Origin of the sequence: Streptomyces spiramenti, from assembly GCF_012034385.1 — a bacterium.
GTDB lineage: Bacteria > Actinomycetota > Actinomycetes > Streptomycetales > Streptomycetaceae > Streptomyces > Streptomyces spiramenti.
Map to the genome: position 1 here is coordinate 13036 of NZ_JAAVJB010000026.1, position 24473 is coordinate 37508.

The window sequence follows — 24473 nt, forward strand, 5'->3', positions numbered from 1 at the left end:
CGGCCTTCTGGGCTGTGGCCGGGGGTTACGGGGCCGCCGGTCCGGTGGTGAAGAGCGCCGTCATCTCCTCCAGGCCCTGCGGGCCGAACATCGTCTCCAGGCTCTGGGCGGAGTCGGCGGCGGAGGCCTCGCTGCGCGGGAAGAGGGCCTGCTCGTAGGCGGTCAGGGCCGCCTCGGTGTCGCCGGGATGGGCGGCGATGGCCAGGGCGAGTTCGGCGCCGTCGAACATGGCGAGGTTCGCGCCCTCTCCGGCGAAGGGCGACATCACGTGGGCGGCGTCGCCGAGCAGGGTCACGCCCGGCACGCGGTCCCAGCGGTGGCCCACCGGCAGCGCGTGGATACGGCGCGGGGTCATGGTGTCCGCGTCGGCGATCAGGCCGCGCAGGGTCTCGTCCCAGCCCTCGAAGCGGGCGAGCACAGCCTGCTTGGCGGCCGGCGGGTCGGTGAAGTCGACCGTGTCCAGCCAGCCCTCGTCCGCTGTGAGGGCGGTGTAGACGTGGACACTGCCGTCGGTCTCCTTGTGGGCGAGGAAGCCGTGCTCGTCGCCGAGGCAGATGAAGAACCCGCGGCCGACGACGGCCGCGCTGCGCGGGTGGTGAGTCTCGGCCTCCAGCAGGTCGGTCTCCACGAAGGAGATGCCGGTGTAGGCGGGCACAGCCTCGGAGAGCAGGGGACGTACGCGTGACCAGGCACCGTCGGCGCCGATCAGCAGGTCGGTGGTGATGGTGGAGCCGTCGGCGAAGGTCACTTCGTGGCGTCGGCCCTCCTGGGCGCGGGCTCCGGTGACCTTCCTGTCCCAGTGGACTGCGCCGTCGGGCAGGGAGTCGAGGAGCAGGTCGCGCAGGTCGCCGCGGTCGACCTCGGGCCGGCCGCCGGTACCGTCGTCCTCTTCCTCGACGTGGACGGTGCCGTCGGGGCCGAGTAGGCGCATGGCCTGGCCGCCCTCGCGGATGATCTCGAGGAAGCCGTCGTGGAGGTCGGCGGCGTGCAGGGCCTTCTGGCCGTTCTCCTCGTGGATGTCGAGCATGCCGCCCTGGGTGCGGGCCTCCCTGGACGGCTCCAGCTCGAAGACGGCCGCCTCGATGTCGTTCACGTGCAGAACGCGGGCGGCGGTGAGGCCACCGAGACCTCCGCCGATGATCGCGATGGGGTGGTGCGTGCTCATGGGGGCCTCCTGGGGATGGGGGACGATGCAGCAGGCGCCCTCGCCAGCCTGCTCCTCCACCGTAACGAACGCGTTCGTTACGAACAAGTTCTTCGCCGTGTGTCGCGACCCTCCCGCGCGGCCTTCGCACGCGAACCGTCTGTCGGCAGCGGGAATCCGCGAGGGCTCAGCCAGTGGTATCCGGGACGGGGGTGTGGATGATCCCGTTGATCACGACGTTGAGGCCCCAGGACAGGCGGGCATCCTGGGTGCCGGACAGCAGTGTCGGCAGGTGCGCCTTGATCATCGGGTGCTCGGCCTCGTCCACCCCGTGCGCGGCACGGGTGAGCGCGTCCCAGTCGTCCTGGCTCATCGGCTTGCGTTCCTGGGTACCGTGCTCCGCCGCGGTCGCGGTCGCGTACTGCAGGAGGCTGTCCACGCCCCAGGCGACCTGCTCCCGTGGGGCGCCGCCGCGGGAGAGCAGCAGCAGAAGGCGTTCAACCAGGTTGAGGTAGTTCGCGCCGCTGGGGCGTGCGACCAGGGCGGAGCGGGCCAGTTGAGGATGCTCGAAGAGCAGGCGGGTGTAGGAGGTGAGGACCGCGACGAGGCCCTCGCGCCAGTCGATCCCAGGCGGGTCGGTGGACGGCTCCACCTCCCCCAGGAGCGCGTCCAGTACCGCCGCGTGCAGCTCGGCGGTGCTGGCCATGTAGACATATAGCGAGGCGGGGCCGGTATCCAACTCCTGGGCCAGGCGCCGCATGGTCACCTTCTCCAGTCCCTCGGACCGCATGACCCGCACCGCCACATCGACGATCCCGCGCCGCGTCAGGGCCGGCTTCGCGGGTCGTTCACGCCGGCTGATCGGTTCTCGCTTCGCAGTCATACCCCGATCGTAACGAACACGTTCGTCACCCAGAGGGGTGCGGGGCGACGCGGCGGCCCGGACGGCCCTGTGCTCGGCGGCTTCGGTGCACCGGCTGGGGACGGCCGTCACCGCCATGGCGGGGGCGGGGTCGGACGCAGGATCGGACGGGCGGAGAGGGAGTAGAGGACCTCGACGTCGTCCGCACCGCAGATGCGGTCGGGGCCACGAGCGTTGGCGCTGACGCGGCGCCCCGCTGCCAGGGCCGCGCACTGCACGGCGCGGAACGACGCGTCGCGGGTCCATTCGCGGAAGACGGCGGCGACCGGGGTGGCGTAGCTGCGCGCGTGCCGGCTCTGCTCGCCCTCGACAGACTCCAGGACGGCTGCCAGCTTCTCCGCCTCGCGGTGGAGCCAGGCGACGGCCTCCTCCGGAGTGTCCGTCCAGGTGCCCGAGAGGTACCACTCCCCGCCGGCGTCGGGCGACCGGACGACGGCCTCCGCCCAGTAGCCGTCCACGTGACCGTGGCCGGTCACGGTGCGGCCCCGCTTCGGAGGCAGTCGCGACGCGGTCCGGCCGGCGGCGTCATCGCGGCGGCGGCGCCGTCACCCCGGTGGGGATTTTCCATTGCGGGTTCGCACAGTCGCCCGTGAGTCACCGGCAGCCCGCCGATGGCGGGCCCGTATCTGTCGACCGGGCGCGTCGCGCTCATCGCTTCCCCAGCTCCTCGAAGTGAGTGTCGATGCTCCGCCGCAGGTCGGCCGCTATGCGGCGTAGTGTCCGGAGGGTTGCGATCGCGTCGGAGTCGGGTAACTCGGCTTTCGGTCGGGGCACGTGGGGCGGGTCGTGCGGCGGGCGGGCGCCGTGGGAGGTCTCTCCGGCACACACGGCAGCTCCTCTCTGTGACGGTGCAACTACCACCGAGGTCGAGATTGGCCTAGGGTCGGGGAGTCTTCAACGTTGCAGCGATGGAGGACACGTTGGTCAATCGCAAGCAGCTGAATCCGGAGGCGGGGCCGGAAGCGGCGTACGGAGCGCGACTGCGTAGCGTGCGCGAACGACGGGGGTGGAAACAGGACGAACTGGCGGCGGAGATCGGCTACTCGGGGCGACACATCTCCGCCGTCGAAACCGCGCGGAAGCCGCCGACCCGTCAGTTCTCGACGGCAGTGGACGTCGTGCTCAAGCTCGACGGAACAGCCGAGTCCTTCGTGCGGGAGTGGGGCGAAATCCGCCACGGGGTACTTCTCGAAGGTTTCCCCGAGTACCTGCACCAGGAGGCGCGGGCGACGGAGGTCCGACTGTTCGAGGTGGGGGTGATTCCGGGAGTTCTCCAGACCCGGGAGTACGCGAGCGCCATCGAGTCGAACAGCGTCCGGTGCGGCGCGATCACGGCGGATCAGGCCGCCGAGCGGGTGCAGGCCCTCGTGGAGCGGCAGGCCGCGCTGGAGCGGCACAACCCGCCGATGATATTCGCGGTCCCGGACGAGAGTTGCATCCGGCGGCCGATCGGGAGCGCCACGGCAATGGAGGCCCAACTGGACCACCTGGTCGCGTTCGCCGAACTGCCGCACACCGTGCTCCAGATCGCGCCGTACGAGATGGGGGAGCGGCGGTCCTTCAACCGATCGGTCAACCTCCTGACGTTGCCCGACCGCGCCGTGGTCTCCTACGTGGAGTCGGAAACCCAGGGGCACTTGGACCGGGAGCTGGCTTCCGTGGTGCCCCTGGTGAGGACATACCATCGGCTGCAAGCCGAAGCGCTGTCGCAGGCAGCGTCGGTGGAGATGATCCACCAAGCTCGAAAGGGAACCTCATGACGACCGGTTCTTCCCCCCTCACCTGGGTCAAGTCCTCCTACAGCGGCAACGGTGGCACGTGTGTCGAGTGGGCCCCGGACGCGGTGTCCGCCACCGGTACCGTCCCCGTGCGCGATTCCAAGCAGAGCTCGGGACCGGCCATAACGGTCTCGCCCGCCGCCTTCGCCGCGTTCGTCACCGGGGTCAGCTCCGGCGAACTGCGCGGCTGAGGCCGAACGGTTCGCCCGACGGGGCGCCACCGCCCGCCGCTTCGGCGGCCCGAGGGCGGTGGTGCCCCGTCGTCGGCCTCATACGTCGCCCGCCTCACCCTGTTGCGTCGTCTCGCGGCCCGCTCAGGGGACGCCGGCAGCCACGCCCGCCCATCGGACGGAGTCCGGCGCCCGCTCGTGTCGCGCTCCCGCACCACTGCCGGGGCCCGCAGCCGACCGGCCGACCGAGCCGGGCGTCAGTCGGCGGCGGTCGTCGGGATGTCGGAGCCGTAGAGGGTCGTCGAGGGCGGGACGCCGTAGACGCTCCGGTAGACGGCGGCGAAGCGGCCGGGGTGCGGGAACCCCCATGTCGCGGCGACCGAGGTGACGCTGGCCTCCGGGCCCGCCGCCCGCAGCGCGGCGTGGGCGCCGGCCAGTCGGACCCGCCGCAGGTAGCCGAGCGGTGTGGTCCCCGCGTGGCGGCTGAACGCGTACTGCGCGGCGCGCGGCGTCACGAACGAGGCCGCGGCGATCTCCTTCAGGCCGATGTCGCGGTGGGCGTTCTCGTCGATGTACGTCATCGCCCTGCGCAGGGTGTCGCTGTTGGCGTCGCGGCTGTCCAGCCGGTGGGGTTGTTCACCCGACAGCGTGGTCGGCAACGAGTGGAGGGTGACCGCGGCCAGGTGCCGCACCGCGGTGGCGACGACCAGGCTGTTGTCCTCGGCCGTGGTGAGGACGTTGTCGCGCAGATAGGCGAGGGTCGCCCCCAGCCGCCGGTTCGCCGCCGCGTCGACCGCCCGGTTGCCGGTGATGCGGACCGGGCCCCGCGAACCCGCGCCGAGGTCCGCCACCTCGGTCAGCAGGGCGGGGTCGAACATCGCGACGGTGTAGCGGGCCGCTCGCACCTCGCCGGTGTACGGCTCGTCGGGCTGCGTGATCAGGAAGGTCTCGCCCGGCCCGTACACCTCCTCGCGGCCACCGGTGGTGTCCACCACGCTGCCGGAGTGGATGGTCAGCAGCGTGACTCTGTTCAGCACGCCGGCGTCGTACGCCATGGTGTACCCGAGGGACAGCTCGTCGAGGCTGATCCCTTCCGCCGCCGAGCGGACGACTGTGGCCCGGGTGTCGCGTGGACTGCCGCTGATCCGCATCGGCGTGTACGCCCGTGACATGAATGCCTCGGTCTGCTCCAGGTCGTCGCTGTCGAAGCGCAGGGTCTCCACCACGATGTTCCTCCGTGTCTTCCTCGCACAGCGCGCCTGCCCGTCCTCGTTGGTCGTACGCCTGTCTGTCCGGGACGAACGGTGCGTCGACGCACCGAGCGGTCGCGTCGGCGGCCGAGGTGGGGAAGGCCCCTGAGCCGGGCACGCCGCGGTGTCGCGCGCGAAAGCGCCCCGCCCCGGCACCTGTGGCAGGCGCCGGGGCGGGGCTGGGGATCTCGGGGTGCGGTGGAGTGGCCGGTCAGGTCAGGCGGTGTCCGTGGACCCGTGTTCGTCGATCTCGAACATCGGCAGGGTGCCCGTGAGGTCGAGCAGTCGGAAGAGCTGCTCCGGCAGAGGGCCGCGCAGTGTGAAGGGGCCGTTCTGCCGCAGTTGGAGAAGCAGGTTGACAGCGGTGGAATCGGCGAAGGTGACGCGCCGCACGTCGAGGACGAGACGGCTCGCGCCGCTCGCCCTGAGCTCGGCGGCCCGCGCTCTCACGCCCGGGACGCTGTCCATGTCCAGTTCGCCGTCGAACGGCAGCCGGGCGACGTCGGTGGTCGACCCGGCGGGTGCTGGTAGTGACACAGTGCCTCCTGTAATGCAAGACCAGTTGGCACGGGGCCCGCTCGCGGCCCCCTGCACGGCACCGGACCGTGGACGGGACCTGCGTCCCGGTGTCGCTGCGCGGTGGTAACGCGGCAGCGGAGCGGTGATGCCGGTGCGGCCTTGACCATCCATCATCACGAAGACCCCGGCCGTTCGGCAGCACCTCAGACGAACAGTGGAGGGCCGCACTATCCGGGAACCGAAACCGGTCCGTACCGAGAGCGCTTCGGGCAGGGCCAGGCCGCAAGGTGCGGTGGCGTAACCTCCCGGGCATGATCCGGTCCCTGCGCGCCCGTCTCCGCCTGCGTCACGCCCTGATCGCCCCCGCGGTCGCGCTTCTGCTCGTGCTGCTGTTCCTGGAGGCGGCGAACCCACCTGCCTGGGCGGTGCGCGTCGGCTACCTGGCCGCCGGGGCCGGCGTGCTGGGGGCGTTGCTCGTGCCCCGCTACCACCTCGCGCGGGCGGCCACCGGTGCTGTGCTCGTCTCCGGCGCGGTGACCCTCGTGGCGGGCGGGTTGCAGAACCGCGCGGACAACACCCCCGGCATGACCGAGCTGCTGCTGCTGCTCTGCCTGGGGGTCCGCGTGGTGCGGCAGCTCCGACCGGCTCGCGCCACCGCGCTGATGGCCGGGGTGGCCGCCGCGGTCGTGCTCATGCCGCTGCGGTTGCAGGACTGGGGCGACGGCAGGATCGAGATCCTGCTGCTGGTACTGGTGCTGGTCATGCCGCTGGTCGTCGTCCTCGGGCTCTGCCTGCGCCTCTACGACGCGCTGCGGGCCCGCCAGCGGGAGGCTGTGCTCCAGGCGCAGCGGATCGAGTACGCCCGCGACCTGCACGACTTCGTCGCCCACCATGTGACCGCCATCGTCGCCCGTACCCGCGCCGCGCGGTTCACCGCCGAGTCGCAGTCGCCGGAGGCGATCGACCGCATGCTCGCCGAGATCGAGGACGCCGGCTCCCAGGCGCTGGGGTCGATGCGCGCCATGGTCTCCCACCTGCGGGACACCGCGGCCCCGGCCGGGCCCGCCCCCGCGGAGCTGGCGGCGCTGCGGGAGCTGACCGACGAGTTCTCGGCGGGAGGAGTGCTGGCGACCCTGCACATCGGCAGTGGCCTCGGCGCCCGGGAGGTCCCGGCGGAGATCGCGGGCGTCGCCCACCGCGTCGTCCGCGAGGCACTGACCAACGCGCGGAAGTACGCGAGGGGCGCGCGCCACGTCGGGGTGGCGGTGGACCGCGCGGCCGACTCACCCGACCGGCTCGTGGTCGAGGTCACCGACGACGCCGCCGCCACCGACAACGCCACCGACGACGGCGCCCCCGCCGGGAGCGGCGGCGGCTTCGGGCTCATGGGGCTGACCGAACGGGTCGCGGCGGCCGGGGGCACGTTGACCTCCGGGCCGCGCGAGCGGGGCGGCTGGAGCGTCCGCGCCGAGCTTCCGCTCCGGGCGCGCGGACGCTGAGGCCGCCCCCGCGGCGGTCACGCGACCACCGCCGGGGAAGGCGCGCCGCACGGCCGTCAGTCCGCGCGCTCCCGGGCCTTCCCGACCGCGCAGACCGGCGCCGCCGCCTCGGCGGCCGTCAGCAACCGCAGCAGCTCGGCGCGGGCGCGCGCCACGCGGGACCGGACGGTACCGACCGGGCAGTCGCAGACCGCCGCCGCCCGGTCGTAGGGCAACCCCAGGAGCTGGGTGAGGACGAACGCCTCGCGGCGCTCGGCCGGGATCAGTTCGAGCAGTTCGCGCAGGGCCACGCCCTCCTCGAACCCGGGAAGGGCCCCCGCGCACTGCCTGTGCTCGGCGACCTGCCGCCAGTCCGGCACATCGGTGAACCGGGGTCGGGCCGACGCCTGGCGCACGCTGTCGACGACGGTCCGCCGGGCGATGGACAGCAGCCAGGTCCGGGCGGAGGACCGCCCCTCGAACCGGGGCAGGCTCGCGATGGCCCGCAGCAGCGTCTCCTGGGTGAGGTCGTCGACCCCGTCGGTGTCGGGACGGAGGAAGGTGATGTACCGGCGGACGTCCGGCTCGAACGCGGCGACGAACCGCGCGACGTCCTCCGTGGCACCGGATCGCGCCGCGCGCAGCGCGATCTCGGTGCGGTCGCCCGCCTCGCGCGGGGCGGACGGCCGGGTCGCAGGGGCGCCGGGGCGACGGCTCCGGCGGGAGTGGGGGAGGCTGGGGGAAACCGGTGCGGGGGCAGGCTGGAGCGGAGTGGGGGTGCTCACGGGGACCTCGTCACGGTCGGGGTGTCCGGCCCTCGGGGCGGACACGGGGGAACCGCCGGGCCGCGGGTGCGGCCAGGCCCGCCGGCGCGGCGACCGCGCCGGGTGGTGCCCGCTGTCGTCAGACGACAGCCCGCGCGCGGGGTGGGCCGCGTGAGATCAGGGAGTGCAGCAGCAGCCGGGTGGGCCTCGGCCGCACCGCGATGGGCGTCCGGGAGCCGAGCGGGCGGGGGAGCACGGGGAGCGGGGCCCGCGGACGGCAGAACACCGTCAGTCGCGCACCGGTGTGCGCGACCAGTCCGAACACCGCCCGCTCGCCCTGTGCCAGCCACCATCCGGAGACCACGGCCGCCAGCAGGTGCGCCGCCACCATGGTGAGCGAGAGCTCCAGCGGGCCGCCGACCGCCGCGTCGTGTGCGCCCGGCGGATGAGCCGCCGTCCCGTGATGGGACGCCGCCTCGACCGGCGAACCGTGACCGGGGGCGCCGACCGCGAACAGCAGATGCAGCCCCGCCTGGGTGGCGACGGCCGCGCAGGTGACGGCCCACGGCCCCCTGCGGCGGCCCGCCAGGGCCCAGGCGACCACCGTGAGCGCCGGCAGCACCGCGCACACGAGCGCGAGGGGGACCGCCGCACCACCGTGGGCGTGGCCCACCCCCGCGAGCACCACGCAGACGGCGGCGAAGGTCGCCGCCCTGATGCCGCGCAGTGCCCGTCCCGGTCGCATGATGCGGACATGCTCCCCACATCCCGCCGCCGACTCAACCTCCCGAGTGCCGAAAACTGAACCGGTCGCGCTCCGCCCGCCGCCGGGAGCGCCCCGTCACGCCAGGGAGTGTGATCTGCGCCACAGAACACCAGTCGTGGGAACGTACACCTGTTCGCGACCGACCACCACCGACGACGCGTCGAGCAGAACCAGTCGGCTCGCGCGGAGTTGAAGGAGTCAGGCCGTGTCAGCAACCCCCCACCTGCGCGAGGTCGGTGAAGAGCCCCCGCCCGAGCGTTCCGGCACCAGACGGCGCTCCCGCTCCGGATTCCGGGCCCTGGTGCTCCGTCTCCACTTCTACGCCGGGCTCCTCATAGCCCCCTTCCTCGTCATCGCCGCCCTCACCGGCATGCTCTACGCCGCTGCCGTCCCCGCGGAACGGGTCATCTACGCGGACCACCTGCGCGTGCCGGTGGGGGAGCGGGTGCTCTCCGTCGACGAACAGGTCGCCGCGGCGCGGGCGGAGTACCCCGACGGCGCCATCAGTGGCATCCGCCCCGGCGCCGAACCGGGCGACACCACCCGGGTGCTGCTGACCATGCCCGACCTCGGGCCCTCGCACCGCCTCGGCGTCTTCGTCGACCCCTACACCGCCGACGTGCTCGGCGCCCTGGAGGTCTACGGCGGTTCCGGGGCGCTGCCCGTCCGCTGGTGGATCGACGAGATGCACCGCGGCCTCCACCTCGGCGACTTCGGACGCCTCTACAGCGAACTCGCAGCCAGCTGGCTGGTGGTCGTCGCCGCCGGCGGGATCGTGCTGTGGGTCGGCCGCCGCCGGGAGTCCGACCGGCTGCGCCGCACGCTGCTTCCCGAACGCGGGCTGCGGGGTCGCCGGGCGACGCTCACCTGGCACGGCGTCGTCGGACTGTGGATCTCCGTGGGGCTGATGGCCCTCGCCGCGACCGGCCTGACCTGGTCCCAGTACGCCGGTTCCAACGTCACCGACCTCCGCGCGTCGCTCAGCTGGCAGACGCCGACCGTGGCCACCACGCCGGACGGCGGCGGCGCCGGTGACCACGGGGACCACGGCGGGCACGGGGACCATGGCGGGCACGGCGACCACGGCGGCGATGCCGGCCAGGAGACGGACGCCGGGAGCGACGCCCCCGACATCGGCCCCGAACTGGCGCGCCAGGCGGCCGAGGGGCAGGGGCTCCGCGCCCCGGTCGAGATCGTCTACCCCACCGAGCCCGGCGCCGCCTACGTCGTCAAGGAGATCAAGCCCGACTGGCCGATCCGCCACGATGCCGTCGCCGTGGACAGCGCCAGCGCGGTCGTCACCGACACCGTGCGGTTCGACGACTGGCCGCTGGCCGCCAAGCTCGCCCGGGTCGGCGTCGACGGCCACATGGGGCTGCTGTTCGGCCTGCCCAACCAGCTGGCGCTGATCGCGCTGACCGGTGCCCTGATCGCGGTTGCCGTCATGGGCTACCGGATGTGGTGGCAGCGGCGCCCCACCCGCGAGCCCCGCGGCTGGGGCCGTCCCCCGGCCCGCGGTGCGTGGCGCCGGGTGCCACTGGCCGTGCTGCTCCCGGGCGCGGTGGTCACCCTGCTGATCGGCTGGTTCGTCCCACTCCTCGGGATCTCCCTGCTGGTCTTCCTCGCCGTCGACGCGCTGCTCGGCCTACGGGCTCGCCGACGCCGGGAGACCGGAGCGACGGCCCCGCCCGTCGCCTGAGCGAGCGGCGTCCGGGTGTGCGCCGCCGCGCACCCGGACGCCGGTGAAGCCGTTACCTGCCCGGTCGGCAGTCTTCCTGCCGCGGTGGCAGCGCGGTCCGTCGTGGGCGCTGCGCGCGCGGGACCGTCGACACGTGCCGCGGCGGCAGGCGACCCTGGCAGGCCGAGCGGGAGAAGTGGATCACGGCACGCCCTGCCCCCCGCCCGACGGTCCGGCGCCGTCCACACCGGCACTCGGCCCCGCGACGGCACCGAGCAGCCGGTGCCGTCGCCCGCCGGCGATGTCGCTCGCCTGTGTCACTGGCGCGTAGAGCAGGCCACGCGCGCTGTCTTCGCTCACGAACAGGTGCGCGGTGCCCATGCCGGCGGGCGGAGCCGCCCGCAGCCGCGCGGCGGTGAGCTCGGCCCATCGCACGGCATCGGACGCCGACCCGCCCTCGGTGCGCGCGACGACCACGTCGGTCGTGTCGTCGCCCGCGCCGGCCGGCTCTACGGTGTGCGTCAACCGGTAACGGATCGGCCCGGGGCGGCGGATCCCCGGGATCTCGCGGTCGATGCGGTCGACCATCCCAGCCCGGTGTTCGCGGACGAAGGCCAGGTGGGCGTCGTCGCTGGTCCACTGCGCGACGTTGAGCAGCACACGCCCGTCCGCGCTTGCGAAGCAGCTGAGCCGCAGGAAGGCCTGGGGGCGGAACCTGGCCGACAGCTCGCCCCACTCCCCGAGCAGGGCACGGCCCGCCCGGTCCTGCCGGTCAGGCGTATCCACGATCCACTCGCTGATCAGCGTGGTCCCGGCGTCGGGTCGGGCCGGATCGGGTGACTGAAGCACACGAACCTCCTGGGGTCGTCGTGTGCTTCAGCATGGAAGGTCAAGCGCGGTCGAGGTCAAGACGGGGCTCGGCAACCGAGTTGCCGAAGCGATGACGCTCCGCCGGTGGACGTCAGGACGCCGGGCCGCGGTAACGGCACGCAGCTGTGCCCGATGCTTCTCGACAGCGCCGGTGGTCGCCTCGGCGCTCGATACCGCACGCCGACTCCGGACAGCTCCGAGGCAACCCTGGAGGACCCGCGAACTCGACCACGCAGGCGCGCGGCGGTGCGGTGCGGGCTCAGGCCAGGCAGTCGCAGGGCACCCGGTCGCCGACCGGGTCCACCCCGTCCGCCGCCTCGCCCGGCACCCCGCCGGCCGGCTCCACGGGCGGCGGGGCGGCGGCGGGCAGCGAGGCGGGACGCAGCGCGGCCATCACCGCGTCCAGCCGGTCGCCCACGTCCGCCGGGTCCGGGCCGCGGACCGCGTGCGAGATCGCCGTCTGGAGGCAGCACAGCGCGGAGCCGACCAGGGCGCAGAGCAGCATCTCCTCCGGGCCGGGCGGGACGCATCCCGTCCGCCGACGGTGGCGCACCCCCACGGTCAGCCGCTGCTGGAGGCGCTCCATCTGTTCGAGGTAGGCGGCCAGCAGCGTCGGGCTGCCCTGCACGATCCGCTGGAGCGCCGCGCCCCGGGCGCGGTCCCCCGGGTCCTCGAACTCCCGGACCGCGAGGTCGAAGGTGCGGCGCAGCGCCTCCCAGTCGTCCTCCGCCGCCGGGCGGGCCAGCAGCCGCTCCTCGAAGCGCTCGCCGAGCCGCTCGTACGGATGGAGGACCACGTCCTCCTTGCTGGCGAAGTAGCGGAAGAAGCTCCGCTTGGACATGCCGACGCGTTCGGCGATCGCCTCGACCGTCGTCGCCTCGAACCCCTCGGTGGCGAACATCTCCTCGGCCACCTCGGCGATGCGGGAACGCACGGTGCGGCGCGTCAGTTCACGCAGACCGGTGGGCTGTCCTGGCATGGGGCGATGGTAGCAAGTGAATTGTGTGGCACCTGGTGACACGATTCGCGTAGGGTGTCATCCGCCCCCGCGTCGGTCCCACGGGACCCCGGGAGAGCCACCGCGCCGCCGGCCGTCCGGCCGGCGCAGACGCACCGCACGCACACCCGGAAAGGCCCTCCGCATGTCCGCTGACAGCGGCGCTCCCGTCGCCGGCCCCGACGCGCCGGAAACGAAGCCGCAGGACGACGCGATACCCCGCGAGATCAAGACCGTCATCGCCCTGCTGGTCGTCTCGGCATTCGTCGTCATCCTGAACGAGACCATCATGTCGGTCGCGCTGCCGCGACTCATGGAGGACCTCGACATCACCGCCGCCACCGCGCAGTGGCTCACCACCGGGTTCCTGCTGACCATGGCGGTCGTCATCCCGACCACCGGACTGGTCCTCCAGCGGTTCTCGACCCGCACCGTCTTCCTGACGGCCATGGGGCTCTTCAACGTCGGCACGATCATCGCCGCCTCGGCGCCCGGGTTCGAGGTGCTGCTCTTCGGCCGCATCACCCAGGCGACCGGCACCGCGCTCATGATCCCGCTGCTGATGACCACGGTCCTCAACTTCGTGCCGGTCTCGCGCCGCGGCCGGACCATGGGGCTCATCTCCATCGTCATCGCGGTGGCCCCGGCGATCGGCCCCACCTTCTCCGGTCTGATCCTCTCGGTGCTCTCCTGGCGCTGGCTGTTCCTGGTGGTCGTGCCGGTGGCGCTGCTGAGCCTCGCGCTCGGCGCGGTGCTCGTCCGCAACATCACCACCCCACGGGCGGTGCGGTTCGACGTCCTCTCGATCCTGCTCTCCGCCCTCGCCTTCGGCGGGCTGATCTACGGCCTCAGCAGCATCGGGAAGGCGGCCGACGGCGAGGTGCCGGTGCCGCCGCTGCTCCCCGTGGGCGTCGGTGTTGCCGCGCTCGTCCTGTTCGTGCTGCGGCAGACCGTGCTCCAGCGCGTCGACCGCGCCCTGCTGGACCTGCGTACCTTCACCCAGCGGACCTTCGCGGTGGGCGTGCTGATGATGGTGCTGTGCATGGGCGCGCTCTTCGGCTCGCTCATCCTGCTGCCGATCTACCTGCAGAGCGTGCTGAACCTCTCCACGCTGGACACCGGGCTGATCCTGCTTCCCGGCGGGCTCACCATGGGACTCATCGCGCCGCTCGTCGGCAGGCTGTTCGACCGCCACGGTCCCCGGCCGTTGGTGATCCCCGGAGCGTTCGGCATGACCGCCGCGCTGGTCGCCATGACCACCCTCGGCGCCGGCTCCTCGCCGGCCACGGTGGTGGCGATCCACGTCTTCCTCTGCGTCTCGCTGGGCTTCATGATGACCCCGCTGATGACCTCGGCGCTCGGCTCGCTGGAGCCCTCGCTGTACTCCCACGGCAGCGCCATCGTCAGCACGCTCCAGCAGCTCGCCGGCGCCGCCGGCACCGCGCTCTTCGTGACGATGATGACGCGCGGCACCGCGGCCTCCGCCGACGAGGGCAACGGCCCGGTCGCCGCGCTCGCCGACGGCATCCACGGCGCCTTCCTCATCGGCGCCGGACTCGCGGCGATCGGAGCGGCTGCCTCGTTCCTGGTCCGCAAACCCCCGGCCCCGCCCACCCCGCCGCCCCTCGCCGAGAAGGCCGCCGCCCCCGGCGGCGAGCCCGAGACGGCCCGGGTCGGCGCCGCCGACTGACGCGCCGCCTCCATCCGCCTCACGACGGCCGTCCGCACCCCGCGCGGGGAGCGGGCGGCCGTCGGTGCGCGTCCTCGCCCCGGGCCGGCCGGACCCCGCCGAGACCGGCCCGACACGCCGCGGTTCCGCCGAACCGCCCAGAGACTGACCTCCGTTCGGGTGTCGTACCGCGAGAGGAGGTTGCGAACGGCCGCCGTCACGGGAAGTGTTGCCCTCGTACCTTTCCGTACACCATGGAGGTCTCTCTCATGCGTCTTCGCTCCGCAGTCGTGGCCGGCACCTTCGCCGTCGCCGCCCTCGCCGGCTCCGCCGGTACCGCCTTCGCCGGTGACCACGGTCACCTCAAGGCCGGCTACGCCTACGAAACCGAGCTCGAGGGCTTCACCTACAAGAACATCGGTGGCCCCTGGGGCATCACCGAGATCACCTCGTTCGAGTACGAGAACGAGGGCGCGGGCTACATCAACTGGAAGCGCTGACCCCACGCGTTCAGGCCCGGCCCCGCGGCAACGCCCGCCGCGGGACCGGGCCTTCGCCATGCCCGGCCCCGGAACCGAAAGGCTCCGGCGGGCGTCCCCCGGGTGTCGGTGACGTCCACCGGCCGCCGCGCGAGGAGGACGCCATGACCACTCGACGCCCCCGACGCAGGGTGCGACGCCTCCGGCTGCTGATGTGGGGCGCCGGACTGCTCGCCCTCGGCCTGTGCCTGTGGGTGGTGGTCACCGCCGGCGGACCGTTCGCCTCGCTGCCCGCGGTGGCCGCCACGCTCGTCGCCGCCCACCTCGCGGTGCTGTCGGCGGCGCCGTTCTTCCACCGCGACGGCATCGACTTCTGGCTGTGCGCCGCGGAGGACGCCGCGGCCGTCGCCGGGGTGGACGGCGCCTCCGGGGCCTCCCTCACGGACTGAGCGCCCGCCCCGCCCAGCGGCGGCGTTCACGCCTGCCGCCTCACAACTGCCGCAGCAGCGCGTGCAGCGCGGGGTTGTCGTTGGCGGCACGCCACACCAGCGCCAGCTCCACGGGCCGGGGGTCCGGCAGGTCGAGCGGCAGGAACCTCACCCCGGCGAACCGCATCCGGCGCGCCGACTCCGGGACCAGGGCGACCCCCCACCCGGCGTCCACCAGCGCGAGGATGCTGTGCACCTGGCTGAGGTACTGGGTGAAGACCGGCGCGACCCGAGCCGCGCGGAAGAGGCTGATCAGCAGCTCGTGGAAGTAGCGCGCCTCGACCGGCGAGTACATCAGGACCTCCTGGCCGTGGAAGTCGGCCACGCCCAACGGCCCCTCGCCCTCCGCCAGCGGATGGGCCAGCGGGACCGCCGCCAGCAGCGCCTCCCGTGCGGCGGGCCGACTCCGCAGGTCGGTCCCTATCGCGGTGGGGCGGACCATGCCCAGGTCCAGCGCCCCCTCGGCGAGCGCCTCCAGCTGGTCGCGGGTCACCAGCTCGCGCAGCGCCACCTCCGCGTCGGGCATCGCCCGCCGCGCCACCCCGAGCAGGTCGCCCAGCCCGGCGTGGGCGCTCGCCGCGGTGAAGCCGACGGCCAGCCTCCCGCCCTGCCCGGTCGCGACCTGCCGGACCGCGACGGTGGCGTGCTCCGCCTGCCGCAGGACCCGCCTCGCCTCGCTGAGGAAAGCGCGGCCCGCCGGGGTCAGCCGTACTGAGCGGTTGGTGCGCTCCAGCAGCCGCACCCCCAGGCTCTGCTCCAGCTGCTGTATCTGGCGGCTGAGCGGCGGCTGCGTCATCCGCAGCCGCTCCGCGGCGCGCGTGAAGTGCAGCTCCTCCGCGACGGCGACGAACCCCGTGAGCTGCGCGAGCGTGAACACGACCACCTCCGGGAGGGCCACCGTGATGCCGGGTGGGTATCACCGCATGCAAAAACAATGTTGGACGTGGATCATCACCCGGACCTAGGTTCGGGGACAAGCCCCGCGGCGCGCCCCGTTCCGCGGTCGGCCCCCGCACGTCGGCGGCATCGCCGTCCGGCCGGGTCGCCACCGCTCCCGGGGCCGCACGCCACCGCACGGACCGAAGTGGTGACCATGACGCTCACTCCCACCAACGCCGCCCAGGTCGTCGGCGAGGCGACCCTCGACCGCATCGCCTGGATCAGGCTCTCCTCGGTCCAGCTGCCGCTGGCCACCCCCATCAGCGACGCCAAGGTCCTCACCGGCCGCCAGAAGCCCATGACGGAGGTCGCCTTCCTTTTCGTGGAGCTCGGCACCGAGGAGGGGCACGAGGGCATCGGCTTCAGCTACTCCAAGCGCGCCGGCGGCCCCGGACAGTTCGCCCACGCCCGGGAGATCGCCCCGGTGCTGGTGGGGGAGGACCCGAGCGACATCGGGAAGCTGTGGACCAAGCTCGTCTGGGCCGGCGCCTCGGTCGGCCGCAGCGGCCTCGCCACCCAGGCCGTCGCCGCCTTCGACATCGCGCTGTGGGACCTCAAGGCCAAGCGCGCCGGGCTGCCGCTGGCCAAGCTGCTCGGCGCCCACCGGGACTCGGTGCGCTGCTACAACACCTCCGGCGGCTTCCTCCACACCCCGATCGAGGAGGTGCTGGAGAACGCCACCGCCACCCTGGAGAACGGGATCGGCGGCATCAAGATCAAGGTCGGCCACCCGGAGGCCGGCGTCGACCTCGCCCGGGTGAGCGCCGTCCGCGAGCACATCGGGGACAACGCGCCGCTGATGGTGGACGCCAACCAGCAGTGGGACCGGCCCACCGCCCAGCGGATGGGCCGCGCGCTGGAGGAGTTCGGCCTCGTCTGGATCGAGGAGCCCCTCGACGCCTACGACGCCAAGGGCCACGCCGCGCTCGCCGCCTCCCTGGACACCCCGATCGCCACCGGCGAGATGCTGGCCAGCGTCGCGGAGCACTACGAGCTCATCCGCCACGACGCGGCCGACATCATCCAGCCCGACGCACCGCGCATCGGCGGCATCACCCAGTTCCTCAAGCTCGCCACCCTCGCCGAGCACCACAACCTGCAGCTGGCGCCGCACTTCGCCATGGAGATCCACCTCCACCTTGCGGCCGCCTACTCCAGTGAGCCGTGGGTCGAGCACTTCGACTGGCTGGAGCCGCTGTTCAACGAGCGGCTGGAGACCCGCGACGGCCGCATGTGGGTCCCGTCCCGCCCCGGTCTCGGCGTCACCCTCACCGACCAGGCGCGCGCCTGGACGACCGAGACCCACGAGGTCGGCGTCCGCCGCTGACCCGCGGTCCCTGCCGCAACGGCGCCCGGCACCGCACGGCGCCCCCCCGCTTCGCACCCGCCTCTGTTCCGACCTCCGACTCCCGAGGAGCACCCCGCCATGACCCTGGCCCCCGACGAGCTCGCCCGCCGCATCGGCTCCGGCCTGCTGTCCTTCCCCGTCACCCACTTCCGCGAGGACCTGAGCTTCGACGAGGCCGCCTACAAGGAGCACGTCGCCCACCTCGGCCAGTACGAGGTCGGCGGGCTGTTCGCCGCCGGCGGCACCGGTGAGTTCTTCTCCCTCACCCCGGCCGAGGTGGAGCAGGTCACCACCGCCGCCGTCGACGCGGCGCCCGCCGGCACCCCGATCCTGGCGCCGGCCGGCTATGGCACCCGCACCGCGATCGAGCTGGCGCAGTCCGCCGAGCGCGCCGGCGCCGACGGCATCCTGCTGTTCCCGCCCTACCTCACAGAGGCCGGCCAGAACGGCCTGGCGGACCACGTCGAGGCCGTCTGCAAGGCGACGAACCTGGGCGTTGTCGTCTACTCCCGCGCCAACGCGGTCTACGCGCCGGACACCCTGGAGCGGTTGGCGGAGAGCTGCCCCAACCTCGTCGGGTACAAGGACGGCCGCGGCGACATCGAGGCGATGACCCGCATCTACGCCCGCCTCGGCGAGCGCTTCACCTACATCGGCGGTCTGCCCACCGCGGAGCTGTTCGCCCTGCCCTACCTGGAGCTGGGCGTCACCACCTACTCCTCGGCGATCTTCAACTTCCTGCCGGAGTTCGCGCTCGACTTCTACACCGCCGTCCGTGAGCGCCGCCACGACACCGTCCTGAGCCACCTGCGGGAGTTCGTACTGCCCTACACGGAGATCCGCAACCGGGAGGCCGGCTACGCGGTGAGCATCGTCAAGGCAGGACTGACCGCCGTCGGCCGCACCGCCGGCCCGGTCCGGCCGCCGCTCACGGACCTCACCGAGGCCGAGCTGGCCGAGCTGACCGCACTGGTCGGCAAGCTGCCCAAGGCGGCCTGACCCGCCGTCCCGCGCCCCCGGCGCGAACGACCCGCTCAGCGGGTCCGGGCCACGGGCGTTCCCGGTGGCCCCGCCCGGAAGGGGGGCCACCGTCGCGGGTCAGTGACCGGCGACCACGCCGGTCAGCTCGTTGGCGGCTGCCGGCAGCGTCACCGACGCGGTGACCTCGCCCGAGGCCAGGTCCACCGCGTGCAGTTCCTCGGTGGCCGGCTCGGTCACGTAGGCGGTGCCGCCGCGGACGAACAGCGCCGGGCGAGGCTGCTGCCAGTCGAGCGGCTCCTCCCAGGAGTCGACCACGGCGACGGAGTCGGTGACCTCGCCGGACTCCGGGTCGATCACGTGCAGCGCGCCGTCGGTGCCGAGCACCAGGGCCTCGCCGGCCGGGCCGCGGCCCAGCGAGCGGAAGGTGTAGCTGGTGCCGAGGTCGACCAGTCGCAGGTCGCCGGTGGTGGTGTCCACCAGCGCCACGCGCTCCGGGCGCTCCAGTTCGGCGTCGGGGTCGCTCTTGTAGTCGCCGAGCACCACCGGGGAGGCGTCGCTGCCCGCCTGGTTGCCGATGCGCCCGTAGTCGTCCGGGCTGTCGATCTTGGTGAACTCGCCGTCCTTGTAGAGCAGCAGCCCGTCCTGGCAGCCGACGACGAGCGCCTCGTCCTGCGCCGCCGCCTCGCCGTGGACGCCGGGGCAGTCCTCGTTGCGGGCGAGCTCCTCGCCGTCCGCGTCGAGCACCATGGCGCCGACACGGGACTCGGGGTCGCCGAGGGTGGTCAGCAGTTCGCCGTTGGCGAGTTCGACGGCGACGCCGTGGTGCGGCTCCTCGGAGGTGTAGGTGCGGCTGGGCTCGGGGTCGCCGTCGGCCAGCTCGGCCGGGTCGAAGACGATGACCTCGCCGGTGCCGTCGAAGAACAGCACGGCCTTGTCCGCGTGCCGCACGACGTGGCCGGGGGCCTCGCCGGGGAACTCCGTCCCGGTGAACTCCCCGGTGGTGGCGTCCAGCACCCGGAAGCCCGCCGAGGTGGAGACCATGACGTGCCGGTCGTCACCGGCGGGGTTGAGGCGGTTGAAGCCGTCGAGCTCGATCTCGGCGGCGACGTCCAGGGTCTCGCCGTCCAGGACGAGCAGGCCGCCGTCGAAGGTGGCGACCAGCGGCTCCGTGACCGCGTCGGTGACCGGCGAGGCGGTCTCCTCGCCGGTGGAGGAGTCGTCGGCCGCGGGGGCCGCGTCGTCCTCGCCGCTGCCGCAGGCCGACAGCAGCAGCGCGGTCAGGGCGGTCAGAGCGACAGCCGGTACGGCGCGACGGCGTGGGGTGGTGTTCACGGTGGGTTTCCTCTCGGACGGCCGCGGGGTCCCGCGGCAGGTGTGGTGGGCGCGTCGGCGCAGGGGAGGGCGCCGTCCGCCGCCGGTGGCGGCGTCGGTGGACGCGCGGGTGCTCGGACCGGCCTGTCGGCCGGCCGTGGGTGTCGGTGGTCGGAGCGGGGGAGTGGTCGGTGCCCGCTCGGTCGGTCAGCCGGTGCCGGTGCCGGTCCGGGTGAGGCCGTCGGTGATGGCGGCGGTGTTGGCGCGCATCATCTCCAGGTAGGTGCCCGCCCCCTCGCCGGGTTCGGTGAGGGACTCGGTGAAGAGCGGGACGACCTCGACCGTGCCGCCCAGCTCCTCGCGGAGCACCTGGGCGAGCCGGTCCGGCTGCGAGGAGTCGGCGAAGACGGCCCGCACCCCCGCCTGCCGCATGGCCTCGGTGAGCGAGGCCAGGTCGGAGGAGCTGGGCGAGGCGAGCGTGGTCCCGCCCGGCACGATGGCGCCGATGACCTCGAAGTCGAAGCGCTCGGCGAGGTACCCGAAGACGTGGTGGTTGGTGACGAGCTTGCGGTCCTCCTCGGGGATGGCGCCGAAGGCATCGGTCATCTCCTCGGTGAGCTCGGCCAGTTCCGCGTCGTAGCTCTCGGCGTTGGCGCGGATCGTGTCGGCGTCCACGTCGGGGACGTGCTCCAGCACCTGCTCGGTGATGACGGCGGTGGCGGTCCGCATCCGGTCGGGGTCGGTCCAGAAGTGCGGGTCGGGCGCGCCCGACCCGTCCTCGCCGCGGTAGGGCAGCGGGTCGGCGGCCTCCCCGACGGCGACGGTCGCGACACCGGCGCCGGCGGCGGCCTCGACATGGCGGACGACGTTCTCCTCCAGCCCCATGCCGTTGTGGACGACGAGGTCGGCCTCCTCCAGCATCGCCGCCTCCACGGCGGAGAGGCCGAAGGAGTGCGGATCGGCGCCCGCGCGCATCAGCACGGTGACCTCCGCCTCGTCGCCGATCACCTCGCGGGTGACGTCACCGAGGATGTTGGTGGTGACGACCACCCGGGGCCGTTCCTCGCCGGGCGCGCCGCACCCGGCGGCCGTGGCGCCCAGGACCGCCGCCGTCAGGACCGCCGCGAGCAGGTGCCGGCGCCGGGTACCGGTGGTTCCGCGCGTCATCGTCCCGCCTCCGCCATCAGGGCCGGCGTCGGGCCGACGCCGAACGAACGGGCCACCCGGAGACCGTCGTTGTGGTCGATCTCGTACACCGTCCCCGAGGCGGCGTCGTTGACGTAGGCCCGGGAGGCGGTGATCTCAACGACCGGCGCCGGGGCGTCCGCCCCGCCGGTCGCCGGTGACGTCAGCGGTTCGCCGGTCGCCAGCAGCGAGCCGTCGGCGGTGTCGTAGGAGGAGAGGGCGCCGTCGTCGGAGAGCGCCAGCAGCGGGCCCTCCTCCCCGGCGGTGGTGGCGGCCACCACCGGCCCGGTCTCGACCCGCCGCCAGTCGCGCTCCGTCAGGTCCAGCAACCAGACGGCCTCCGGCCCGGCGAGCGCGGCCACCGCGTTGGAACCGGCGCGGTGGTGGAACGATTCGGCACGGTCGGCGGCGTCGGTCCCCCCGGGGTAGGGGATCTCCTCGACGGCGAACCCGCCCTCCGCCTCGGTGACCAGCAGTGCGCCGTCCGCGCAGCCCAGCACCACGCCGCGGCGGGTCACCGCGTCGCCGCGGGGCTCCTCGCAGGCGGCGTCCAGCCGGGCGGTCTCGTCGCCCTCCCGGGAGAGGACCGTCACGACGGGCTCGCCGCCGGTGGCGTCCAGCGCCACCAGGTGCTCGCGGAACGGCACCACCGGCGCGGCGAACCGTCCGTCGAGCTGCCGCGCCTCCGGCAGCTCCGTCGCGTCGTGCTCCTCCAGCGGACGACGCGGCAGCACCCGGGCGCCGCCGTCCTCCGCCGTGGTGACCAGGACCCCGGCGTCGGCACGCACCGCGAGGGGCCCGTCGCCCGGCAGCTCGCCGAACTCGCGTACCGCCGCCCGGTAGTGGTGGACGTGGTCGCCGTGGTCGGTGGTCCACGCGCCGGTGTCCACCAGCGCGGCGCCGTCGGCGGTGTGGAGGTGGACGAAGCGGCCGTCGCCGGTGACACCCGTCAGGCCGTCCACCGCTCCCAGCGGGTGGAACTCCTCGGATATCAGGTCCAGCACGCCGGCCTCGCCCGTGGACGGGTCGGCGAGCAGCAGCCGGGTCTGCTGCTCCGCTGTCTCCTCGGCGCCCTCGACGTAGCCGTGGGGCTGCTCCTCGGTCGCGGCGGTCTCCTCGGGGGGATCGGTGGTGTCCTCGCCGGCGCAGCCGGCGGCCAGCAGCGCGGTCAACGCGACGGCGGCTGCCGCTGCGCACCGGCGTCGGGGGGAACGGTCGGTGGATGTCATGCGGGCTGCCTCACAGCGGCGGATCGGGGGGTGGAGGAGTCGGTCCCGGTCACGGACGTCGGGCGGACCAGCCGGTCGCGGACGGCCGAGACGGAGACGGAGACGAAGAACTGCGCGACGGCGACCGCCGCCACGGTGGCACCGGCGGCGGTGCCGAGATGCCAGGAGAGGAGCAGGCCCAGGAAGGTCGCGCCGACGCCGAGCGCCGCGGCCCCGGCCATCACCGTGCCGACACCCCGCGCCCAGGGGAGCGCCGCCGCGGGGGGCGCGATCAGCAGCCCCAGCACCAGCAGCGTGCCGACGATGTGGAAGGAGGCGACGATCGCCAGGGTCAGCAACCCCAGCAGGGCGGCGTGCGCGAGGCGGGGCCGGAGCCCCAGCGTGTGCGCGGTCCGTTCGTCGAAGGCCAGGGCGAGGAAGGCGCGGTGCCCGGCTGCCGCCGCGATCGCGGCCACCGCCAGCGCGACGGCCAGGTGCACCAGGTCGCGCTCCCGCACCGCGAGGACGTCACCGAAGAGGAAACCGGTCAGGTCCACGGCGAAGGACTGGGACCGCGAGACCACGATCACACCCAGGGCGAGCATGCCGACGAAGAGCAGCCCGATCCCGGTGTCGCGGGAGAGCCGCCGCACCCGGGCGAGCCCGGTGACACCCGCGGCCATCACGGTGGCGCTCGCGGCGGCCCCGACCAGGGGGCTCCCCCCGAGCAGCGCGGCGATCGCGACACCGGGCAGCAGCCCGTGCGCCATCGCGTCGCCGAGGAAGGCCATGCCGCGCAGCACCACCCAGGTGCCGGCCAGCGCGCAGATCAGTGACACCAGCACGCCGCCGAGCAGCGCGCGTTGTACGAAGGCCACCTCGAAGGGGGCGGTCAACCACTCCATGCCCGGCACAATACAATGAAAATGATTATCGATTACAAGAGGGGTCCCCGCATGGCCACGACACCCGCCTCCGCCACCACCGCGCCGACGACCCGCCCCGCCCGCGTCGAGATCTCCGGACTCCACGCCGGATACGCCCGGCGTGCCGTGCTGCACGACGTCACCGCCACCGTCCCCGGCGGCGCCACCACCGCACTGGTCGGACCCAACGGATCGGGGAAGTCGACCCTGCTCTCCGTCCTCGCGGGAGTGCTCCGGCCCACCGCCGGCACGGTCCGTCAACCGGACGGCAGCCGACCCGCGTTCGTCCCCCAGCGCGGCACCGCCGCCGAGGCGCTGCCGCTGACCGTCCGGCGCACCGTCGCCATGGGGCGCTGGGCCGAACGCGGACCCTGGCGACGCCTGAACCGCAGCGACCACGCCGCCGTCGACGCCGCCATGGAACGCCTCGGCATCCGCGGTCTGGCCGACCGCCAGCTCAGCGAGCTCTCCGGGGGGCAGCACCGCCGCGCTCTCATCGCGCAGGCACTGGCCCAGCGCTCCGACCTGCTGCTGCTCGACGAACCCGGCACCGGACTCGACGCCGACGCCCGCGCCGGGATCGACGAACTGCTGCGCGACCTCGCGGTCGAGGGCGTCACCGTCGTCCAGGCGACCCACGACCTCGCCGCCGCCCGCCGCGCCGACCACGTCCTCCTGCTCCGCGAGGGCCGCCTCCACGCGGACGGGCCGCCCCGCACCGCCCTCACCGCCGACACCCTTACCGCGCTCTGGCTCGACGGCTGAAACCGTCCGTACCCGCGGTCGAGCCGTCGACCGCTCCCCGCACCGCCGCCGACCTGCCCGAAGTGGTCCTCCTCACGCCGCCGACGGCCTGACGGCCGCCGACGACCTGGAAGAGTGGATGGCATGTCCAGGAGAACGGAAACGCCCGCCGCCGCCCCACCTCGCACCGGTCCCGACCGCCACCCCGGCCGCGGCCTCCCGGACACGGCACCCCGGCGCCCGCGGTGAGGGCCGGTTACGCCGTCTGGCTCGCCGCGCTCCTGGCCTACGTCATGGCGGTGTTCCACCGCACCTCACTCGGCGTCGCCGGACTGGAGGCCGCCGACCAGCTCGGCGTGGGCGCCGCCGCGCTCTCCGCGTTCGTCCTGCTCCAGGTCGTCGTCTACGCCGCCGGGCAGGTGCCCGCGGGCATCGCCGTCGACCGGTGGGGAGCGCGAGCGGCGCTCACCACCAGCGGCCTGCTGCTCTTCCTCGGGCAGGGCACGCTCGCCTTCTCCGACTCCTTCGCGCTCGCCGCGATCGCCCGCGTCCTGGTCGGCATGGGCGACGCCCTGGTGTTCGTCTCCGTGCTCGGGCTCATACCGCAGTGGTTCCCCGCCGCCCGGGTGCCCGTCCTCACCCAGGTCACCACCTTCCTCGGCCAGACCGGCCAGGCGCTCTCCGCGGTACCCTTCCTCGCCCTCCTCCACGGCATCGGCTGGAGCCGCGCCTTCACCGTGGCCGCGGTGGCGAGCCTGGTGACGGCCGCCTTCGCCTGCGCCGTGGTCCGCCGCGGTCCCTACGCCGCCGTGCGTGCGACGCCGCCCGCCGAGCCGCCTCCGGTGCCGGGGGCCGCCGC

General features: G+C 73.7%; 25 protein-coding genes. 11 read left to right on the forward strand and 14 right to left on the reverse strand.

Annotation, left to right across the window (positions count from 1 at the left end):
* Window positions 1-25: 25 nt before the first annotated feature.
* From HCJ92_RS05770 to HCJ92_RS05780, 3 genes are all read right to left on the reverse strand, one after another.
* Window positions 26-1165 (reverse strand): FAD-dependent oxidoreductase, encoded by a 1140-nt coding sequence (locus tag HCJ92_RS05770; RefSeq protein ID WP_167932335.1) that lies wholly within the window; start codon window positions 1163-1165, stop codon window positions 26-28.
* Window positions 1166-1331: 166 nt separating this feature from the next.
* On the reverse strand, window positions 1332-2027 hold the full coding sequence (locus tag HCJ92_RS05775) for a TetR/AcrR family transcriptional regulator (RefSeq protein ID WP_167932336.1): 696 nt from the start codon (window positions 2025-2027) through the stop codon (window positions 1332-1334).
* Window positions 2028-2134: 107 nt separating this feature from the next.
* A complete protein-coding gene (locus HCJ92_RS05780; protein ID WP_167932337.1) occupies window positions 2135-2542 on the reverse strand; it encodes a hypothetical protein in 408 nt (135 codons plus the stop codon).
* Window positions 2543-2974: 432 nt separating this feature from the next.
* Between HCJ92_RS05780 and HCJ92_RS05785 the strand changes: the two genes are divergently transcribed.
* On the forward strand, window positions 2975-3826 hold the full coding sequence (locus tag HCJ92_RS05785; RefSeq protein WP_167932338.1) for a helix-turn-helix domain-containing protein: 852 nt from the start codon (window positions 2975-2977) through the stop codon (window positions 3824-3826).
* Window positions 3823-4035, forward strand: coding sequence for a DUF397 domain-containing protein (locus tag HCJ92_RS05790; RefSeq protein WP_167932339.1), 213 nt, complete (start codon window positions 3823-3825; stop codon window positions 4033-4035). The genes HCJ92_RS05785 and HCJ92_RS05790 overlap by 4 nt, the downstream gene beginning before the upstream one ends.
* A 236-nt stretch (window positions 4036-4271) precedes the next feature.
* Here HCJ92_RS05790 and HCJ92_RS05795 read toward each other — a convergent pair whose 3' ends face one another.
* Window positions 4272-5240 (reverse strand): helix-turn-helix transcriptional regulator, encoded by a 969-nt coding sequence (locus HCJ92_RS05795; RefSeq protein ID WP_338054039.1) that lies wholly within the window; start codon window positions 5238-5240, stop codon window positions 4272-4274.
* Between the two features lie 240 nt (window positions 5241-5480).
* Complete coding sequence (locus HCJ92_RS25305) at window positions 5481-5801, reverse strand: STAS domain-containing protein (RefSeq protein ID WP_167932340.1); 321 nt, start codon at window positions 5799-5801, stop codon at window positions 5481-5483.
* Between the two features lie 293 nt (window positions 5802-6094).
* Here HCJ92_RS25305 and HCJ92_RS05805 point away from each other — a divergent pair, with 293 nt between their 5' ends.
* Window positions 6095-7282 carry a sensor histidine kinase gene (locus HCJ92_RS05805; protein WP_167932341.1) on the forward strand — a complete coding sequence of 396 codons (1188 nt, stop codon included), beginning with the start codon at window positions 6095-6097 and terminating at the stop codon, window positions 7280-7282.
* Between the two features lie 56 nt (window positions 7283-7338).
* On the opposite strand, the gene HCJ92_RS05810 is transcribed toward HCJ92_RS05805, so the two are convergent.
* Window positions 7339-8046, reverse strand: coding sequence for a sigma-70 family RNA polymerase sigma factor (locus tag HCJ92_RS05810; protein ID WP_167932342.1), 708 nt, complete (start codon window positions 8044-8046; stop codon window positions 7339-7341).
* 118 nt (window positions 8047-8164) lie between these two features.
* On the reverse strand, window positions 8165-8770 hold the full coding sequence (locus HCJ92_RS05815) for a hypothetical protein (RefSeq protein ID WP_167932343.1): 606 nt from the start codon (window positions 8768-8770) through the stop codon (window positions 8165-8167).
* Window positions 8771-8996: 226 nt separating this feature from the next.
* Between HCJ92_RS05815 and HCJ92_RS05820 the strand changes: the two genes are divergently transcribed.
* Window positions 8997-10490 carry a PepSY domain-containing protein gene (locus HCJ92_RS05820; protein ID WP_167932344.1) on the forward strand — a complete coding sequence of 498 codons (1494 nt, stop codon included), beginning with the start codon at window positions 8997-8999 and terminating at the stop codon, window positions 10488-10490.
* A gap of 180 nt (window positions 10491-10670) precedes the next feature.
* Here HCJ92_RS05820 and HCJ92_RS05825 read toward each other — a convergent pair whose 3' ends face one another.
* Together HCJ92_RS05825 and HCJ92_RS05830 are read right to left on the reverse strand one after the other, a co-directional pair.
* A complete protein-coding gene (locus HCJ92_RS05825) occupies window positions 10671-11318 on the reverse strand; it encodes an antibiotic biosynthesis monooxygenase (protein ID WP_167932345.1) in 648 nt (215 codons plus the stop codon).
* A gap of 280 nt (window positions 11319-11598) precedes the next feature.
* Window positions 11599-12318 carry a TetR/AcrR family transcriptional regulator gene (locus HCJ92_RS05830; RefSeq protein WP_167932346.1) on the reverse strand — a complete coding sequence of 240 codons (720 nt, stop codon included), beginning with the start codon at window positions 12316-12318 and terminating at the stop codon, window positions 11599-11601.
* 163 nt (window positions 12319-12481) lie between these two features.
* Between HCJ92_RS05830 and HCJ92_RS05835 the strand changes: the two genes are divergently transcribed.
* From HCJ92_RS05835 to HCJ92_RS05845, 3 genes are all read left to right on the forward strand, one after another.
* Complete coding sequence (locus HCJ92_RS05835; protein WP_167932347.1) at window positions 12482-14026, forward strand: MDR family MFS transporter; 1545 nt, start codon at window positions 12482-12484, stop codon at window positions 14024-14026.
* A 248-nt stretch (window positions 14027-14274) separates the two neighbouring features.
* The gene (locus tag HCJ92_RS05840) at window positions 14275-14505 is read left to right on the forward strand and encodes a hypothetical protein (RefSeq protein ID WP_167932348.1); all 231 of its coding nucleotides are present in this window, start codon (window positions 14275-14277) and stop codon (window positions 14503-14505) included.
* Between the two features lie 143 nt (window positions 14506-14648).
* Entirely contained in the window at window positions 14649-14933 is a 285-nt protein-coding gene (locus tag HCJ92_RS05845) for a hypothetical protein (RefSeq protein WP_167932349.1), read from the forward strand.
* A 40-nt stretch (window positions 14934-14973) separates the two neighbouring features.
* On the opposite strand, the gene HCJ92_RS05850 is transcribed toward HCJ92_RS05845, so the two are convergent.
* A complete protein-coding gene (locus HCJ92_RS05850; protein WP_167932350.1) occupies window positions 14974-15849 on the reverse strand; it encodes a LysR substrate-binding domain-containing protein in 876 nt (291 codons plus the stop codon).
* A gap of 216 nt (window positions 15850-16065) precedes the next feature.
* Here HCJ92_RS05850 and HCJ92_RS05855 point away from each other — a divergent pair, with 216 nt between their 5' ends.
* Window positions 16066-17238: an L-talarate/galactarate dehydratase gene (locus HCJ92_RS05855; RefSeq protein ID WP_167932351.1), complete on the forward strand. Its 1173-nt coding sequence runs from the start codon at window positions 16066-16068 to the stop codon at window positions 17236-17238.
* A 99-nt stretch (window positions 17239-17337) separates the two neighbouring features.
* Complete coding sequence (gene kdgD / locus HCJ92_RS05860) at window positions 17338-18258, forward strand: 5-dehydro-4-deoxyglucarate dehydratase (RefSeq protein ID WP_167932352.1); 921 nt, start codon at window positions 17338-17340, stop codon at window positions 18256-18258.
* Between the two features lie 99 nt (window positions 18259-18357).
* On the opposite strand, the gene aztD is transcribed toward kdgD, so the two are convergent.
* The 4 genes from aztD to aztB all read right to left on the reverse strand — a co-directional run bounded on the left by aztD (window position 18358) and on the right by aztB (window position 22849).
* Window positions 18358-19572 carry a zinc metallochaperone AztD gene (gene aztD / locus HCJ92_RS05865; RefSeq protein ID WP_167932353.1) on the reverse strand — a complete coding sequence of 405 codons (1215 nt, stop codon included), beginning with the start codon at window positions 19570-19572 and terminating at the stop codon, window positions 18358-18360.
* 186 nt (window positions 19573-19758) lie between these two features.
* Window positions 19759-20718 (reverse strand): zinc ABC transporter substrate-binding protein AztC, encoded by a 960-nt coding sequence (gene aztC / locus HCJ92_RS05870; RefSeq protein WP_167932354.1) that lies wholly within the window; start codon window positions 20716-20718, stop codon window positions 19759-19761.
* On the reverse strand, window positions 20715-21965 hold the full coding sequence (locus tag HCJ92_RS05875) for a hypothetical protein (RefSeq protein WP_167932355.1): 1251 nt from the start codon (window positions 21963-21965) through the stop codon (window positions 20715-20717). Before HCJ92_RS05875 ends, aztC begins: the two co-directional genes overlap by 4 nt.
* Complete coding sequence (gene aztB / locus HCJ92_RS05880; RefSeq protein WP_167932356.1) at window positions 21962-22849, reverse strand: zinc ABC transporter permease AztB; 888 nt, start codon at window positions 22847-22849, stop codon at window positions 21962-21964. Before aztB ends, HCJ92_RS05875 begins: the two co-directional genes overlap by 4 nt.
* A 51-nt stretch (window positions 22850-22900) precedes the next feature.
* Between aztB and aztA the strand changes: the two genes are divergently transcribed.
* Window positions 22901-23635, forward strand: a complete 735-nt coding sequence (aztA, locus tag HCJ92_RS05885) for a zinc ABC transporter ATP-binding protein AztA (RefSeq protein ID WP_167932357.1) — start codon at window positions 22901-22903, stop codon at window positions 23633-23635.
* A 224-nt stretch (window positions 23636-23859) separates the two neighbouring features.
* On the forward strand, window positions 23860-24473 hold a 614-nt coding region (locus tag HCJ92_RS05890; protein ID WP_167932358.1), incomplete at its 3' end, for an MFS transporter.

What these genes read in the sequence shown, in the direction of transcription:
- HCJ92_RS05835 (WP_167932347.1), top strand. Translation starts at nt 12,482, where the DNA reads ATGTCCGCTGACAGCGGCGCTCCCGTCGCCGGCCCCGACGCGCCGGAA.
- HCJ92_RS05770 (WP_167932335.1), bottom strand. Translation starts at nt 1,165, where the DNA reads ATGAGCACGCACCACCCCATCGCGATCATCGGCGGAGGTCTCGGTGGC.
- aztA (WP_167932357.1), top strand. Translation starts at nt 22,901, where the DNA reads ATGGCCACGACACCCGCCTCCGCCACCACCGCGCCGACGACCCGCCCC.
- HCJ92_RS05785 (WP_167932338.1), top strand. Translation starts at nt 2,975, where the DNA reads ATGGAGGACACGTTGGTCAATCGCAAGCAGCTGAATCCGGAGGCGGGG.
- aztC (WP_167932354.1), bottom strand. Translation starts at nt 20,718, where the DNA reads ATGACGCGCGGAACCACCGGTACCCGGCGCCGGCACCTGCTCGCGGCG.
- aztB (WP_167932356.1), bottom strand. Translation starts at nt 22,849, where the DNA reads ATGGAGTGGTTGACCGCCCCCTTCGAGGTGGCCTTCGTACAACGCGCG.
- HCJ92_RS05855 (WP_167932351.1), top strand. Translation starts at nt 16,066, where the DNA reads ATGACGCTCACTCCCACCAACGCCGCCCAGGTCGTCGGCGAGGCGACC.
- HCJ92_RS05840 (WP_167932348.1), top strand. Translation starts at nt 14,275, where the DNA reads ATGCGTCTTCGCTCCGCAGTCGTGGCCGGCACCTTCGCCGTCGCCGCC.
- HCJ92_RS05790 (WP_167932339.1), top strand. Translation starts at nt 3,823, where the DNA reads ATGACGACCGGTTCTTCCCCCCTCACCTGGGTCAAGTCCTCCTACAGC.
- kdgD (WP_167932352.1), top strand. Translation starts at nt 17,338, where the DNA reads ATGACCCTGGCCCCCGACGAGCTCGCCCGCCGCATCGGCTCCGGCCTG.
- HCJ92_RS05775 (WP_167932336.1), bottom strand. Translation starts at nt 2,027, where the DNA reads ATGACTGCGAAGCGAGAACCGATCAGCCGGCGTGAACGACCCGCGAAG.
- HCJ92_RS05805 (WP_167932341.1), top strand. Translation starts at nt 6,095, where the DNA reads ATGATCCGGTCCCTGCGCGCCCGTCTCCGCCTGCGTCACGCCCTGATC.
- HCJ92_RS05830 (WP_167932346.1), bottom strand. Translation starts at nt 12,318, where the DNA reads ATGCCAGGACAGCCCACCGGTCTGCGTGAACTGACGCGCCGCACCGTG.
- HCJ92_RS05875 (WP_167932355.1), bottom strand. Translation starts at nt 21,965, where the DNA reads ATGACATCCACCGACCGTTCCCCCCGACGCCGGTGCGCAGCGGCAGCC.
- HCJ92_RS05845 (WP_167932349.1), top strand. Translation starts at nt 14,649, where the DNA reads ATGACCACTCGACGCCCCCGACGCAGGGTGCGACGCCTCCGGCTGCTG.
- HCJ92_RS05815 (WP_167932343.1), bottom strand. Translation starts at nt 8,770, where the DNA reads ATGCGACCGGGACGGGCACTGCGCGGCATCAGGGCGGCGACCTTCGCC.